The organism is Paraburkholderia sp. SIMBA_053 (assembly GCF_046534895.1).
GTDB lineage: Bacteria > Pseudomonadota > Gammaproteobacteria > Burkholderiales > Burkholderiaceae > Paraburkholderia > Paraburkholderia caledonica.
The window spans coordinates 40,104-54,768 of the sequence record NZ_JAWRXU010000008.1; the positions used below are offsets into that span (position 1 = coordinate 40,104).

The following is a 14,665-nucleotide window of genomic DNA, read 5'->3' on the forward strand; positions in this document are numbered from 1 at the left end:
GTGCTCCACCTAGTTCAGTTGTTTCGTTGCATACGGACATGTGCCAAAAAGGTGCATGCAAGTCGCGTGCCGTTTTTGCGAAAGCGGAGGACAAAAAATGTATGCAAATGTGACGGGCGAGCAAAAACCCGCAGCACGGGAACGCCGCGAAGAACTTCCTTCCGTTTCCTACGACGAACCGGCGAACGCCGTTCTCGCGTGATTATTTGCTGGGCAGAGAGCCTCACGCGTCCTGCTCGGAGCCTAGGTCGCGCTGGTAGTCGAGGCCTTCCGGGCGGACGCCGCCCTGGTTGTACTCCCCGTCAGGTGGTGCGTGCGGAGCGACGCGATTCTGCGCGGACGGATCGTGGTGAGGCGCCTGAGGGGCGGGTGCGGCCGATGAATCGGGCGCAGGCGCGGGGGGCGACTCGGTAGAAAGCGGCGGACCATTCCTGGTCGCCGGGGGACGGCCGTCGCGCTTGGAGTGACGCGCCGAACGCCGCAGTGCTGGATGTCTCATGGTCGATGCCTCCGGGCAAAGCCGCGCCGCCCAGGCAGTGGCGGCATCTACAAGTCTCGGAACGACGCCGTAACTCCCGGTAAAACGTGCGCCGCATTTGTAACATGTACACAAGTTTGCGGCGCGTGGCTAGGGCGCAACCCGCTCGTAATGTCAGAGTTGCAGAGAGATTGGCGGGCGCTGACTGGCTTGGGGAGTTTGCGTGGGCTGCGGCGGCGGATCGCCGATCGGCGGCTCGACCGGTTCGATCGGCTGAGGACTCGGGTCGGGCACAGTGTCGGGTTCGCCCGGCGTCGGCGGCTCGATCGGCTCCGGACGATGTGCATGCTTTTGAAGCGGCGACGCGGGAGCGGCAACGTGTTCCGGCATGTCAGTGATCCTCGTTATGCGTTCTACCGAAACGCAGCAAGGGTTGTGCCGTTACAGAAGCGCTCCCGGCCAAAGCGGGGGCGACTGAACGCTAAGCGTCCGCGCCGCCGAGCGCGCGCGATTCGTCGGCGGAATCGCCTTCTTCACGCGCGTCATTGCCGTATTCCACGAGGCGGTTATACAGCGTCTTCAGGCTGATGCCGAGAATCTCGGCCGCGCGCGTCTTCACGCCGCCGCACTGCTCGAGCGTGGCCAGAATCAGCTGACGATCCGCTTCTGCGAGCGACGTACCGAACGGGATGGTGATCGCCGTACCGGCCGCCGGCTTCGACAGCGTGATCTGCAGCGGCACGGTGGCCGTGCTGTCCGAATCCGTGCCCGACATGATGTGCGCGCGCTGCACGTAGTTCTTCAGTTCGCGCACGTTGCCTGGCCACGGGTACGACAACAACATTTCCTTCACCGCGGGCGGGAAATGTTTGCGCGTGCCGTGACGTTCGTTGAGTTCGTCGAGAAACGCCTGGGCCAGCAACTCCACGTCCTTGCCCCGGTCGCGCAGCGGCGGCAAGCTGATCGGGAATACGTTCAGCCGGTGGTAAAGGTCCAGCCGCAGCTTGCCTTCCAGCACCGCCTGCTCCGGATCGCGGTTGGTCGCGGCGATCAGGCGCACGTCCGTTTCGATTTCCTTTGTCGTGCCCACGCGCATGAACATGCCCGTTTCGAGCACGCGCAAAAGCTTGACCTGCAGCTCGATCGGCATTTCCGTGATTTCGTCGAGGAACAGCGTGCCGCCGTTCGCGCGCTCGAAATAGCCCTTGTGCTGACGGTCGGCGCCGGTGAACGAGCCGCGCTCGTGACCGAACATTTCCGATTCGATCAGATTCGGCGAGATCGCGCCGCAGTTCACGGCGAGAAACGCATGCTTGCGACGCAAGCTCAGTTCGTGCAGCGTCTGCGCGGCCACTTCCTTGCCGGTGCCCGATTCGCCGACCAGCATGACCGAAGCCGCCGTCGGCGCAACGCGGCCGATCTGGTCGTAGACCTCCTGCATCGCCGGCGAATTGCCGAGCATCAAACCAAAGCGGCCCATGCGGCGCAATTCGCCGCGCAAGGTGCCGATTTCCGCCTTCAGGTCGCCGGCACGCGGCAGGCGCGAAAGAATCGCCTTCACGCGCTGCATGTTGATCGGTTTGACCAGGTAGTCGGTGGCGCCCATTTTCAGCGCGTTCACCGCCGACTCCACCGTGGCGTGGCCCGTGATCACGATCACTTCCACGCCGGAGCGCGGATCGAGATCTTCGAACAAGTCGACCCCGCTGCCGTCCGGCAGCTTCAGGTCGGTAAAGACAACATCCGGCATTTGCCGGACGAGTTGAATGCGCGCTTCGCGCAAATCGCCCGCGGTGGCGGTGGTCAATCCGTCTTCCCCGATGATGGCGGAAAGCGCCTCGCGGGTACCTGCGTCGTCATCGACAATCAGTACATGTGGCATCGCGTCTCGAAAGCCTGCAAGCGTGGGAGAAGAGCATGCGGCGGGGCATGCTAAAAAGGGCGACGACCCTCGCGCGGGCGGCGGCGAATGCGACTCGATGTGAGCGCACGCCAACCTGCATCAAGCAAGGGACCGCCGATTTCATTCAATACTGCAACAATACACGCAGAAAGCAGGACGTGATCGGCACTATTGTTCTGTATTTACCTATTATACGGCTTTACTGAGACAAATTAACAGTACCGCCAAGGCGCCGCATCCCAGGGATTTCATGCGGCGCCCTGGCGAAAAGCAAGCTTAACTGCTGTGCGGGAACGGCCAGGCGTCGGGATGTGCGGAGCCGTTTGCTCCATGGGCGCCGGGGCCCGTGCTCGCCGCGAGAGCCGCGCCGGGCGCGGACGACGACGGCGCGGTAACGGCGCCGCCCTCGCCTTCCCAACGGTGCAACTCACGTCCTGTTGCTCCCTGCGCGGCACGGTTTCGCTGGACATAGCGGACCGCGAGGAAGCCGCCGAGCGCCATCAGCGCGCCGAAGATACCAATTTTGGGTCGAGCCATCGTGAACTCCTTGTGGTCGTTGAATGGAGAAAGGTGGCGGCGGCGCATCGGCCGCCGGTCACCGTCGATAAATCGCGAGGCGTGGGCCGGGATCAAGGCGTGGCAGTTTCGCTCTGCGCAGGTCCCAGCGAGCGCGCAGCGGGGACCTGGCCATGACCAGCGGTATTGAGCTGAAATTCAGTCAATCATCAGCTGATAGCCGATCGTCACCGTGCAGTCAGGACGCCCAGTACAAAGCCCACGCCGGCTGCAATGGCGACCGAGCTCCACGGGTTTTGCCGCACGTAACGTTCCGTGTTGACGGTCGCCGAGCGATAGCGGCGCTGAGCGTTATCCTGCGCATCGCCGAGTGCGGATTGCAGCGTTTCCACATGGGTGCCCAGTTTCTGGCGCAATGCGCCTACGCCCTCGCCCGGCACATTGGCAGCGAGTCGCAGCATTTCTTCCGAGTCTTTGAGCAGCACCCGCAGATCCTCGACGATCTTCTGGCCGCCGAGTGCAAGCTGTTGCGTCGTGTCAGTCATCGTTTCACTCCTCGTCTAGGGTCAGCGTTCGCGCGCCGCGTTGCTAGCGGCGAAAGCGCACGCGTGTCGGGAGGAAGGCGCAAACCCTGTGCCCGGTAACTTTAGCGAACACGCCTACAGGCAGCATTCACCCCTGGCACTTTCGACCGACTTGCGGCCACAGTTCATCGATAGCTGACACATAGATTGCAGGAAGCGCCGTCGAAGTGGTTAAATCGACTTTTGTGAGATACGACTTCAAGAGCTGTCTCGTTCCCAGGCCTGCGCGCCGCAACAACGAACTCATTTGCACAGGACTTCCCCGTTTATGGCGTCAATCGATGTGGACTCGCCCACTGTGTCCGCTGGCGGCAGCGCTTCCGCTCAGGCGAAGCAGCGCGTCACGGACGGCATCGCGGGACTGAAATCGTACGGCCTGCTTTACGGCTCGTCGCCGGTGATGCTCGACTTGTACGAGCAGATCGAGCGCGTCGCGAGCACCGACGCGACCGCGCTGATCATCGGCGAATCGGGCACCGGCAAGGAGCTGATCGCCCGCACGATTCACGATCAAAGCAGCCGCAAGGACGCGCCCTTCGTCGCCGTCAACTGCGGTGCGATTCCCGACGAACTGATCGAGGCCGAGCTTTTCGGCCACGAGAAAGGCAGCTTTACCGGCGCCGTTCAAGGGCGCATCGGCTACTTCGAGCATGCGAACGGCGGGACGCTGTTCCTCGACGAAGTCACCGAAATGGCGCCCGTGCGCCAGGTGAAACTTTTGCGCGCGCTCGAGACCGGCACGTTCTATCGGGTGGGCGGCAATGAGCTGATCAGCGGCAACGTGCGCGTGATCGCCGCTACCAATCGCGACCCGGCCGTGGCCGTCAAGGAAAACGGCCTGCGTGAAGACCTGATGTACCGTCTGGCGGTTTTCCCGTTGCGCGCGCCGCCGCTGCGCGAGCGCGAGAACGACCGCGAACTGCTTGCCCAGCACTTTCTGGCGCAACTCAATCAGCAGGAAGGCACCAGCAAGAGCTTCAGCAAGCGCTCAATCGAAACGCTGCGCACATGGTCGTGGCCGGGCAACGTGCGCGAGTTGAAGAACGCGGTGTACCGCGCGTTTATCCTCGCTGAGAAAACGGTCGAGTTGCCGCATCCGCATCTTGCGTCGAAGGTGAAGCGGCCAGTCACGCAAGGCGACGCGATGAGCGTATGGATCGGCACGCCACTCGCCGATGCTCAGAAGCAGATCATTCTCGGCACGCTGAAATACTGCGGCGGCGACAAGCGGCGCGCGGCAAAAGCGCTCGGCGTCAGCCTGAAGACGCTTTATAACCGTCTGAGCGCGTACGGCGACGAAGGCGCGGAAGAAGATACCGAACATTAACCGCGTCTGCGCAGAACTTCCTCCCGCAATCAGTTCGCACCACCAATCAAACCGGCCTGTCATTGAACAGAATCCGGTTTGACCTGCACCATCTTTTGCAATTTCTTGCACTTTTCCGCTGCCATTTACAAAACGCATCCTGCAAAATGCAGCAGCCCATTTTTCGTCGATGGGAAGAGGCGCTGCTTATTCTGGGCGGCCTCTGCACGCGAACACGCAAGAAAAGTAGAGACAGGGAATGCGAAAGAAAATGGTGTGGGCCGAGTGGTTGAAACCGCGCTTGAAAACCCGCTTGAAAACCCGCCTGGAACGATCGGTCGCGCGCCGGCGGCCTGATGCCGTCAAGTTGGCCGTATTGGCGGTGGCGGTCGCGTCGGCGCTAAGCGGCTGCAGTTCGCTCTATACCGAAGGCGCCACGGCCGGCGCGGGCATCGCCGGCGCCGCGATCGCGGCGCAGGTTACCAATAACGCCGCTGTTGCCACCGGTATCGGTCTTGGCGCAGTGGCCGCAGCGAGAGCCGGCGTGCAGTACTCGGAGCGGGTGGTCCACCGGAACACGCAGGACGGCATCGCGAAGATCGCCGGGCCGCTCGAAGTCGGCGCCGTCGCACCGTGGAGCGTCACGCACTCCGTTCCGATCGAAGACGACGAGCACGGCCGCGTCACCGTCAGCCGAACGATTAGCGCGGGCACGCTGGACTGCAAGGAAATCGTCTTTTCAGTCGACCACATCGCCACTAAGAACGTGCCTGCAAGCAGCGCGTTTTACGTCGCATCTATCTGCCGCGACGGCGAAAACTGGAAATGGGCTTCGGCCGAGCCCGCCACCGAACGCTGGGGTGCACTGCAATGACCGCGCATGCGCTTGCGACCGGAAAGCCGCTGCGTCGCCTGAGTCTGACAGCGGTTGCAGCCGCGCTATGCGTCAGCGCGACTCTGCTCACGAGCGGTTGCTCGTCGATCGGCGCGGCAAGCGGCGCCGCCGCCGGCGTCGCGTCGGGTCTCGTCACGTCGAATCCGGCGGTCGGCATCGGTGTGGGTATCGCGGTTCAGGCCGCAACGGACGAGGCCGTGGGCCGCTATATGCGCAGCATGCACACCGACCAGCAGAATCTGATCGCGGCATTGGCGGGCGCCATGCCCGTCGGCGAAACGCGGCCCTGGTCGGTCAAACACACGCTGCCCATCGAAAACGGTCACGGCGAAGTGCGCGTCACGCGCGCGTTCGGCTCAGCGCTCGCGCTTTGCAAGGAATTCGTGTTCTCGGTGCGGGACGGCGACGGTCCAGGCGCGCACGAAGACTGGTACACCGCCAGCGCGTGCCAGCAGGACAAGGGCTGGAAATGGGCTTCTGCGGAACCGGCCGTCGAACGTTGGGGCAATTTGCAGTAGAGCGGACGGGCCAGCAAACATTGTCCCGACCACACGGCAGAACGAAAAAACGGCAGGGTCTCCCCTGCCGTTTTCAATGAGCGACGCGCGGAAGCGCCGTCGCGCTCACGACTCCACGTCTTCCAGACTGAAGATTTCGGTCTGATCGTTGTACGAGAAAATCTCGCCGTAACGGCCCCAGTTGATGACCGCGTCGAGCGTTTCCTCTGCGGCGCTGTCGGACAGAAAATCCTCGAGTTCCTGTTCGAAGCGCACGCGCGGGGCGCGGTGCCCCGGCCGTTCGTTCAACACCTTCTTGATTCGCGCGGCGAGCGGCACATGCCGCAACAGATGCTCGGCGAACATCATCTTCCGTTCCTGCGTACCGAACTCCGCGAACACGCGCGCGGGCGGCGTCAGGAAAATATCGCCTTCGCGCACGTCCGCGAAACCGAGGTGCTGAAGCACTTCGGCCACGGGGAACAGATCGTCCACCTCCAGATGCAGCGAGCGTGCGATTTCCGGCATGTCCGCGCGGCCGTGATACGGCGCGGCGGCCAGCGTCTCGATCAGACCAGCCATCAGGTTGGTCGACACATGGGGCAACCAGCTGTGCAACTCCAGACCCTTGCGAGTTTTTTCGTCGGTCTGACGCGCGGTCATCTTGGCGTAGATTTCGTCGACCAGACGGCGGAACGCAGGGTCGAGACGATTGCGCGGATGCTTGAACGGCACCTTGATCTCGGCGATCACGCGGCCCGGGTTCGACGACAACACCAGAATCCGGTCGCACATGAACACGGCTTCCTCGATGTTGTGAGTAACGATCAGCACTGCCTTGATCGGCATGCGGCCCTGCGTCCACAAATCGAGCAGGTCGGTACGCAGCGTTTCGGCGGTCAGCACGTCGAGCGCGGAGAACGGTTCGTCCATCAGCAGCAGCGTGGGATCGACCACCAGCGCCCGCGCGAAGCCGACGCGCTGGCGCATGCCGCCCGACAACTCGCGTGGATACGCGTTCTCGAAACCGTCGAGACCGATCAGGTCGATCGCCGCGAGCGCGCGTTCGCGCCGCTCGCGCGCCGCGACGCCTTGCGCCTCGAGCCCGGCTTCCACGTTTTGCAGCACGGTCAGCCACGGAAACAGCGCGAAGGTCTGAAATACCATCGCGACGCCCTTCGCGGGACCGTCGAGCGGCTTGCCCATATAGGTGACTTCGCCGTCGGTCGGCTCGATCAGACCGGCGATGATGCGCAGCAACGTCGACTTGCCCGAGCCCGAACGCCCGAGAAGACCGACGATCTCGCCTTCGCGCAGCGACAGGTTCGCGTCGTCGAGAACGAGTAGTTCGCCCTGCGACTTGTTGAAACCGCGGCACACGTCCTTGACACGCAGGATCTCTTCGCCGAGGCGCGGCGGCTTCGGCGGCGTCTGGATCGGCGCGGCGGTCATAGCAGCTTTAGGATTTTGCATCGCGTTATGCCTTCAATTCTCAAGAAACGCCGGGCCGCCCGAGCGTTGCACGGCCCCGTTGTGGGCCCGGCGCGAGCGGCAAAGTGGGGCGCGCTCAGTCCAGCCGAAGCTTGGCTTCGGCGTACGCGTACATCGGACGCCACAGCAGGCGGTTGAAGAGCGTCACGAACAGGGACATCACCGCAATGCCCACGATGATCTTCGGATAGTCGCCCGCTGCCGTGGACTGCGCGATATAAGCGCCGAGCCCGTGCGCCGCAACCTTCGTGTCGCCCCACTGCACGAATTCCGCGACGATGCTCGCATTCCACGCGCCGCCCGACGCGGTGATGGCGCCCGTCACGTAGTACGGGAAAATGCCCGGCAACATGGCCTGACGCCACCATTGCCAGCCACGAATGTGGAAATTCTTCGCCGCTTCCCGATAGTCGTTCGGATACGAGGTCGCGCCGGCAATCACGTTGAACAGGATATACCACTGGGTGCCGAGCACGATCAGCGGCGACAGCCAGATGTCCGGGTTCAGGTGGAAGCGAACGATCACGATCACGAATACCGGAAACAGCAGATTGGCCGGAAACGCGGCAAGGAACTGCGCGAGCGGCTGAATCTTCTCGGCGAGCGCCGGCCGCAAGCCAATCAGCACGCCGACCGGCACCCATATCACGGACGCGATGGCGATCAGCACCACCACCCGCAACAGTGTGATGAGGCCAAGCATGAAAACGTGGCCGACTTCGTCGAGAGAAACGCCCGTGCGCACGTAAATGAAGACGCGATACACGACATAGACGGTGCCGATCAGGACCAGCGCCGCCCACACGATGTCGCCAAGGCGCGAGCTCTTCTGCATCTGCGGGATCTGGAAACGCGGCCTTTGCAACGCGGGTAGCCGGAACGGCACGCGCGCGGCCTTCGCGAACATCCAGCCGAGCGGCACGAGCAAGCGGTGAATCAGGCGTGTGCGGCGGATCAGATCGAGCAGCCACGATTCCGGAGCGTCGCCCGAACTCGTGGTCTCCATACGGAATTTGTCAGCCCACGCGACGAGCGGACGGAACAGCAACTGGTCGTACGCGAGAATCACGACGGTCATCGCGAGAATCACCCAGCCGATCGCGTGCAGATTCTTGACGACGATCGCCTGCGCGAGATAGGCGCCGATGCCTGGCAGCGTGATCGTGTTGTTGCCGACGGTGATGGCCTCGGAGGCGACCACGAAGAACCAGCCGCCGGACATCGACATCATCATGTTCCAGATGAGACCGGGCATCGAGAACGGCACTTCGAGCTTCCAGAAACGCTGCCACGAAGTTAGGTGAAAGCCGCGCGAAACTTCGTCGAGATCGCGCGGCACCGTGCGCAGCGACTGATAGAAGCTGAACGTCATGTTCCACGCCTGGCTCGTGAAGATCGCGAAGATCGCCGCGAGTTCGGCGCCCAGCACGCGGCCCGGAAACAGCGCGAGAAAGAACGTGACCGTAAACGATATGTAGCCGAGCACCGGCACCGACTGCAGGATGTCGAGAATCGGCACCAGCACGAGACCCGCCCGGCGGCTCTTCGCGGCAAGCGTGCCGTAGACCAGCGTGAATATCAGCGACGCGACCATCGCCGCGAGCATGCGCAATGTCGTGCGCATTGCATACTCGGGCAGGTTCGCGGGGTCGAGCGAGATCGCCTGGGTCTTTAGCGTGGACATCGGCGCGAGCGTCTCGTGAAAGCCGATCGCCGCCATTGCGATGATGCAGATGATCAGCGGAAAGGCGACGAAGTCCCAGCGATTGGGCAGCACCCGCCATGCCGACGCATTGGCGGTGCGCTTCAGGTTGAAGCTGAAATCCATCAGACCCACTCCTCATTCATACAGGCGAACAAACGCGCGAACGAGGCCGCGACTTCGGCGCGGCGGTCTGACGATCGGTCCGGAAAGCGGAAATCAGGCATGGCAAAACGCGTGTGCGCGGTAAATCGTTAGCGTTGGTGACACGTGGACCAGCGACGGAAGTGCCCACGGGTAAGCCGCCCCGCAACCCCCAACCGTCAAGCCAGAATCCTGTCGCCGCAGGCGCCGCCCGTAGGCTGGCGAGCTTTCCTTTGTTTTGGACGGCACGACACTACACCATCCTATGTTTCAGGCACAACCTTTGAAGGCAAATCGCGACAACTTATAGCGGCCGCCTGACAACAGCCCGGCAATGACCTGACAGCGGCCTTCCGCCGGCAGCAGGCAGCCGTGCCGCGAGCCTCTTTTATGAGCAGCCTCACGACCATTGATCGAAAGGCCGGTCAGGCTCATTGATGCCGCAATTGCGGAATTACGCCTCGCTCTGTCGCGCGGGGCATCAAGAAACCGGCCGGGCTGCCGTTAAGAGCCTGATGGGTGAAGCCCATGAGATCTCACGCCTCAATAACGGTGGCGTCTGGCCCCATGCCGGTTAGAATCCACAAAGATGCACTGCGTTGGTGGCTTATCCCGAGCACCAGCGACGGCGCACGAACGGCCGTTCCCACAATCGCGAAACGCGGGGCGAAACAGCGCCGCGGCGCTGCCACGAATAGCAAGTTGCATGTCTAAGCCAGACGGATCAGAGGGTCGATGAACAGGACAACCTTGCGCCAGGCAACCGGCCCGATCGTCTTCGTGCTGATCTTACTGGCTTGCTGGTTCGTGGCCGGCATGGTCGCGGACCGGATGGTACAGCAAGAACTTGCCGCGACCTTGCACGCCCAGCGCCAGATGTCGGCCTCTATCGTCGACAACATGGCGGAGGTGATAGCAAGCGACCTCGCGATGTCGCGGGCCATTCCTGCGACCATGGCCGAAATGGACGTGGTTCAGAACGCATTGGTGCAATCCCGGAATTATGCCGCGAACGGCGAGACGACGGAACCCGCCCTGCGCGCCGCGTTGCTAAAAGATCCGCGAATGACCGCCGTGAGCACCTTCCTGCACCGCGCGCAGGGCTTCTCCGGTCTCGATCAGGTGTGGCTCGTGAATGCCAATGGCATTTGCGTGGCCGCGAGCGATGTCCTCACCGATATGCCGCGCAGTTCCTTTGTCGGCGTCGACATGCGCGTGCGGGCTTATCTCACGAGCGCCCTGCTCGGCGCGTTCTCGGAAGCCTATGGCGTAGGCCGCACGAGTGGCGAGCCCGGCATCTTCATCGCCGTGCCGGTCTATGCGGACGGAGAACTCACAGGCGCAGTCGTCGCCAAGGTGGGGATCGCGCGGCTGCGGCACTGGGTCGCCCATGCGGGGACCTTCGTCGCCGACGGTAACGGCGTCATCATCATGGCGCACGACAGCAAGCTCGAAGGCCACGCACTGCCGGACTCCCCAGTGACGAAGATGCGCGCAGCGGAGCGCAAGCTGACCTATCGCCGCGACACGTTCCCGGACATCCAGATACACGTGGACGCGCAGGTGCGCGAGGCAGCGCCGTGGGTGTCGGCCGCTGTCGCGGAGCAGCTGTTCGCTTCGGCGGGGCAGCCGGGACCGTCGCTGTATCAGACTCGCGGCGGTCTGAATTCGGGGCTGTCGGCGCATCTCGTCGAGCCGTTACCCGCCTGGCCCGAACTGCTGCGCAACCATAAGCGCGATCATCTGCTGGTATTCCTGACGCTGGCCGGCACCGTCGCGCTTGCATGGGTGATCACCGTCTCGTACGTGCGCGAGCGGCGTCACCATCGGGCCACGCGCGATCTTGCCGAACAGTTGCAATCGGCCAATACGCTGCTGTCGGCGGAGGCGCGTCATGACGCATTGACCGGCGCGCTGTCGCGCCGCTATTTCCTCGACTTGCTGCGCCATGAAATCGACCGTGCGCATCTGGGCAATCAGCCACTGTGCATGGCTATCGCGGACCTCGATCACTTCAAGCAGATCAATGACCGCTTCGGCCATGCCGCGGGCGACCGCGCGCTCGAACATTTCGTCGACACGTGCCGTGCGGAACTGCGCGGTGCCGATGCGATCGGCCGGCTCGGCGGGGAGGAGTTCGGGTTGCTGCTGCCGGCCACCGATCTTGCCGGGGGCCGCGAAGTGGTCGAACGCTTGCGCCTGCGCCTGAAGGCCGTGCCGTCGGCGAAGCTGCCCGCCTCGGTCACGCTCAGCGTGAGCATCGGCATCACCGAACTTTCCGTGGACGACCTCCCCGAACGGATCATGAGCCGCGCCGACACGGCGCTCTACGCCGCGAAGACCGGCGGCCGCGACCGCACCGAAGCACTGCCGCCTGACGACACCGCGCCGTCCGCGCGCACGGTGGCCAACATCTGGTAACCGCGTGTCCGCTGTCTGACGCAACGCAAGCCGAAGCGCCGGGCTTCCCGCAAGCAAGCAGGTATGATCGACACTGACCTTGGTTGTCGCTACCGCTTTAACGGGAGATTCGCATGAAGGGAAATCTGGTCATCGTTTGCCGCGATCAGGATGCTGACGCGTTCGACCATCTGCTGGCCGAATACGGCGCGTTTCAGACGCGCCTGTCGTCCACGGCCTGGTATCTGAAGCTGGATGTCGCGCCGGAGGTCATTCAGGAAGAAATCCTCGCGCGCCTCGGCAAGTACACGACGCACTATATTTTCGAAGCCGAAACCGTGACCTGGAATACGGTGGATAGCGAAGCAGCGAATGCGCTGAACACGCTCTTCTCCGACTAGCGCGGCGCTTGGCCCAACTCGATGCCGCGTTCTGGTTCCGCACCCACGTTCATCAAGACGGCTTGAAAAGAGGCTCGAGCAGCGGGCATCGTGCCAAGGGCGCTGGCAACAAGAACAGTAGCGAAAGACGCGGCGCACGGCCGCGCCTCTGATCACATCACCAGACGCTTTCCGAGGCCGTCTTCACCTGAGGCACGGCGGAAAACGGAAAGCTCATCAAGACCCGCAAGCCACGGCCGCCGTGGTTGCCGATCTCCCACTCTCCGCCCGCGCGCCGGACCAGCCGCTCGACGATGGCGAGCCCCAAACCGCTGTGACCGTTGCCGCCGCGCGCCGGGTCGAGCCGCACGAAAGGCCGGCTTGCATTGACGAGATCCTGCGCGGCAATGCCCTTGCCGTTGTCGCTCACCGACAGCGTGAAGCCTTCCGCGGTGCGTGCAGTGGCAACGACGACTGGCGGCGCGCCATAGGCGTGCGCGTTGTCGAGCAGGTTCGACAGAATTCTGTCGAGCGTCGCGGCGGGAAGGCGGAAACCGGGACCCGCCCGCAGGTCGGTTTCCACGGTCGGCGCGCCCGAGGCCACTGCGCGATAACTGCGCACGACCCGCTCGCATTGCGCGTCGACTTCGACCGGTTCGCTGCGGTCGGCGCCGTCGTGCGCGAACACCAGGAACTGCTCCACGATGTGCGTCATGGAATCGACATCGCGCACGACGCCGTCGCGCATCTTGGCTTCATCCATCATTTCGGCGCGCAGCCGCAAGCGTGCAAGCGGCGTTTTCAGATCGTGTGCGACACCCGCGAGCATCACCGCGCGGTCGTTTTCGGTACGCGCGACCTCCTGAACCATCTGGTTGAAGCCGTGCGTCAATTGCCTCAACTCGCGCGGTCCGCGCTCGGGCACGGGCGGCACCGGCAGGCCACGTCCGAACCGCGCAACCGCCTGGGCTAGCGAGCGCAGAGGCTGCTGCAGCGCCCATGCGGCGAAGAGCGCCGCCATGACCGCGAACGAGAAGATCATGACGAGCCACAGCACGGTGCGGTCGAGCGAACGCGGCGGTCGCAGCGGCTGAACCGGCACGACGATCCAGCTGTGGTCGGCGGTTCCGCGCACCCACAACGTGGGCGGGCCGCCCGGCAAGCCGGCGCGCACCTGCGTGCCGGACGGCATGCGATCGCGAACGTCTTCGATAAAACGTTCCAGCGGCGGCGGCATGTTCGGGGATTCCGGCGGCACCTCGGGGCTCGTCGGATCGACCAGTTTCACGCGCGAGGGCAACGGCTGGTCGGGGTTACGGACGACGTGCTGACGCACCGCGTCGACGAGGAAAGTGGCTTCTTCGACGGCGTAGCGCGCTTGCAACTGGTTGCGCTCGAGGCGCATGAGCGCGTACCACGCGAAATGCGACAGCAGCAACACCGCGACGACCAGCAATGCCAGTCGCCCGAACAGCGAATCAATGGGCCGGCGCATGCTGTTCGCCGTCGGGCACGAACACGTAGCCCCGCCCGCGCACTGTCTGGATGAAGCGCGGCGTGGACGGATCCGTTTCGAGGATGCGCCGCAGACGCCACACCTGCACGTCGATGCCACGGTCGGTGCCGTCGTACTCGGGACCGTGCAGCAACTCCAGCAGACGCTCGCGCGTCAGCGTGCGCATGGGGTGGTTCACAAAAATCTTCAGCAGCGCGAACTCGCTGCCGGACAGCGTAAGCGGCTTGTCCTCCAGATGCAGCGTGCGCGACTGGAAGTCCAGCGTGAAACGGCCGAAGCTGAACGGCTCGCGCTGCTCGGGAGCAGCCGCCGACGGCAGCGTGCGGCGACGGCGCAAGACTGCCTGCACGCGCGCAAGCAGTTCGCGTGGATTGAACGGCTTGCCGAGGTAGTCGTCAGCACCGAGTTCCAACCCGACGATCCGGTCGACGTCGTCAGCGCGCGCGGTCAGCATGATGACGGGAATGTCGTCGCCCGATGCGCGCAGCTTGCGCAACGCCGTGAGCCCGTCGACACCCGGCATCATCAGGTCGAGCACGATCAGATCGGGACGCTCGCGCTCGAGCCTGCGTTCAAGCGAGCCCGCGTCGTGCAGCACCGACACTTCGATACCCTGGCGGGCCAGATAGTCGCGCAGGAGATCGCGCAATTCGACGTCGTCGTCGACAACAAGTATTTGAGTAGCCATGGAATGAAGTTTAACGCGCGACAGGAACGGTTTTCGATTTCAAGCAGGCCTCAAGGGTTACCGGGTGTTACCGTGAAAGCTGCACGTAATGGCCCGTAACAGCGGCACCAGGGCGCGTAACACAGCGGCCGATGCAGTTCTCTACGCTGTGTCTTACCGAATGCA

Annotated in this window: 15 protein-coding genes; 5 read left to right on the forward strand and 10 right to left on the reverse strand. The window is 63.6% G+C overall.

Going from position 1 to position 14,665, the window contains the following annotated elements:
• Positions 1–223 precede the first annotated feature (223 nt).
• The 5 genes from SB753_RS22795 to SB753_RS22815 all read right to left on the reverse strand — a co-directional run bounded on the left by SB753_RS22795 (position 224) and on the right by SB753_RS22815 (position 3,442).
• Complete coding sequence (locus tag SB753_RS22795) at positions 224–499, reverse strand: hypothetical protein (protein WP_084690001.1); 276 nt, start codon at positions 497–499, stop codon at positions 224–226.
• 153 nt (positions 500–652) lie between these two features.
• Positions 653–868, reverse strand: coding sequence for a hypothetical protein (locus tag SB753_RS22800; RefSeq protein WP_087751317.1), 216 nt, complete (start codon positions 866–868; stop codon positions 653–655).
• Positions 869–959: 91 nt separating this feature from the next.
• Complete coding sequence (locus tag SB753_RS22805) at positions 960–2,360, reverse strand: sigma-54-dependent transcriptional regulator (RefSeq protein ID WP_020065271.1); 1,401 nt, start codon at positions 2,358–2,360, stop codon at positions 960–962.
• 297 nt (positions 2,361–2,657) lie between these two features.
• The gene (locus SB753_RS22810) at positions 2,658–2,918 is read right to left on the reverse strand and encodes a hypothetical protein (protein ID WP_204520421.1); all 261 of its coding nucleotides are present in this window, start codon (positions 2,916–2,918) and stop codon (positions 2,658–2,660) included.
• 206 nt (positions 2,919–3,124) lie between these two features.
• Positions 3,125–3,442 carry a YqjD family protein gene (locus tag SB753_RS22815; RefSeq protein ID WP_020065268.1) on the reverse strand — a complete coding sequence of 106 codons (318 nt, stop codon included), beginning with the start codon at positions 3,440–3,442 and terminating at the stop codon, positions 3,125–3,127.
• Positions 3,443–3,749: 307 nt separating this feature from the next.
• Between SB753_RS22815 and SB753_RS22820 the strand changes: the two genes are divergently transcribed.
• From SB753_RS22820 to SB753_RS22830, 3 genes are all read left to right on the forward strand, one after another.
• Positions 3,750–4,808 carry a sigma-54 interaction domain-containing protein gene (locus tag SB753_RS22820; protein ID WP_020065267.1) on the forward strand — a complete coding sequence of 353 codons (1,059 nt, stop codon included), beginning with the start codon at positions 3,750–3,752 and terminating at the stop codon, positions 4,806–4,808.
• Between the two features lie 238 nt (positions 4,809–5,046).
• Positions 5,047–5,661 (forward strand): hypothetical protein, encoded by a 615-nt coding sequence (locus tag SB753_RS22825; RefSeq protein WP_410801982.1) that lies wholly within the window; start codon positions 5,047–5,049, stop codon positions 5,659–5,661.
• On the forward strand, positions 5,658–6,200 hold the full coding sequence (locus SB753_RS22830) for a hypothetical protein (protein WP_310065604.1): 543 nt from the start codon (positions 5,658–5,660) through the stop codon (positions 6,198–6,200). The genes SB753_RS22825 and SB753_RS22830 overlap by 4 nt, the downstream gene beginning before the upstream one ends.
• A gap of 105 nt (positions 6,201–6,305) precedes the next feature.
• On the opposite strand, the gene SB753_RS22835 is transcribed toward SB753_RS22830, so the two are convergent.
• The 3 genes from SB753_RS22835 to SB753_RS22845 form a co-directional block, all read right to left on the reverse strand.
• Positions 6,306–7,652: an AAA-associated domain-containing protein gene (locus SB753_RS22835; RefSeq protein ID WP_013338552.1), complete on the reverse strand. Its 1,347-nt coding sequence runs from the start codon at positions 7,650–7,652 to the stop codon at positions 6,306–6,308.
• 94 nt (positions 7,653–7,746) lie between these two features.
• Complete coding sequence (locus tag SB753_RS22840; protein ID WP_131319740.1) at positions 7,747–9,498, reverse strand: ABC transporter permease; 1,752 nt, start codon at positions 9,496–9,498, stop codon at positions 7,747–7,749.
• Positions 9,499–9,786: 288 nt separating this feature from the next.
• Positions 9,787–9,951 carry a hypothetical protein gene (locus SB753_RS22845; protein WP_165572674.1) on the reverse strand — a complete coding sequence of 55 codons (165 nt, stop codon included), beginning with the start codon at positions 9,949–9,951 and terminating at the stop codon, positions 9,787–9,789.
• Between the two features lie 300 nt (positions 9,952–10,251).
• Between SB753_RS22845 and SB753_RS22850 the strand changes: the two genes are divergently transcribed.
• Entirely contained in the window at positions 10,252–11,937 is a 1,686-nt protein-coding gene (locus SB753_RS22850; protein ID WP_027804193.1) for a sensor domain-containing diguanylate cyclase, read from the forward strand.
• Between the two features lie 113 nt (positions 11,938–12,050).
• A complete protein-coding gene (locus SB753_RS22855; protein ID WP_020065259.1) occupies positions 12,051–12,317 on the forward strand; it encodes a hypothetical protein in 267 nt (88 codons plus the stop codon).
• Between the two features lie 157 nt (positions 12,318–12,474).
• On the opposite strand, the gene SB753_RS22860 is transcribed toward SB753_RS22855, so the two are convergent.
• Together SB753_RS22860 and SB753_RS22865 are read right to left on the reverse strand one after the other, a co-directional pair.
• A complete protein-coding gene (locus tag SB753_RS22860; protein WP_020065258.1) occupies positions 12,475–13,791 on the reverse strand; it encodes an ATP-binding protein in 1,317 nt (438 codons plus the stop codon).
• Positions 13,775–14,500 carry a response regulator gene (locus SB753_RS22865; RefSeq protein ID WP_013338547.1) on the reverse strand — a complete coding sequence of 242 codons (726 nt, stop codon included), beginning with the start codon at positions 14,498–14,500 and terminating at the stop codon, positions 13,775–13,777. Before SB753_RS22865 ends, SB753_RS22860 begins: the two co-directional genes overlap by 17 nt.
• Positions 14,501–14,665: the final 165 nt, after the last annotated feature.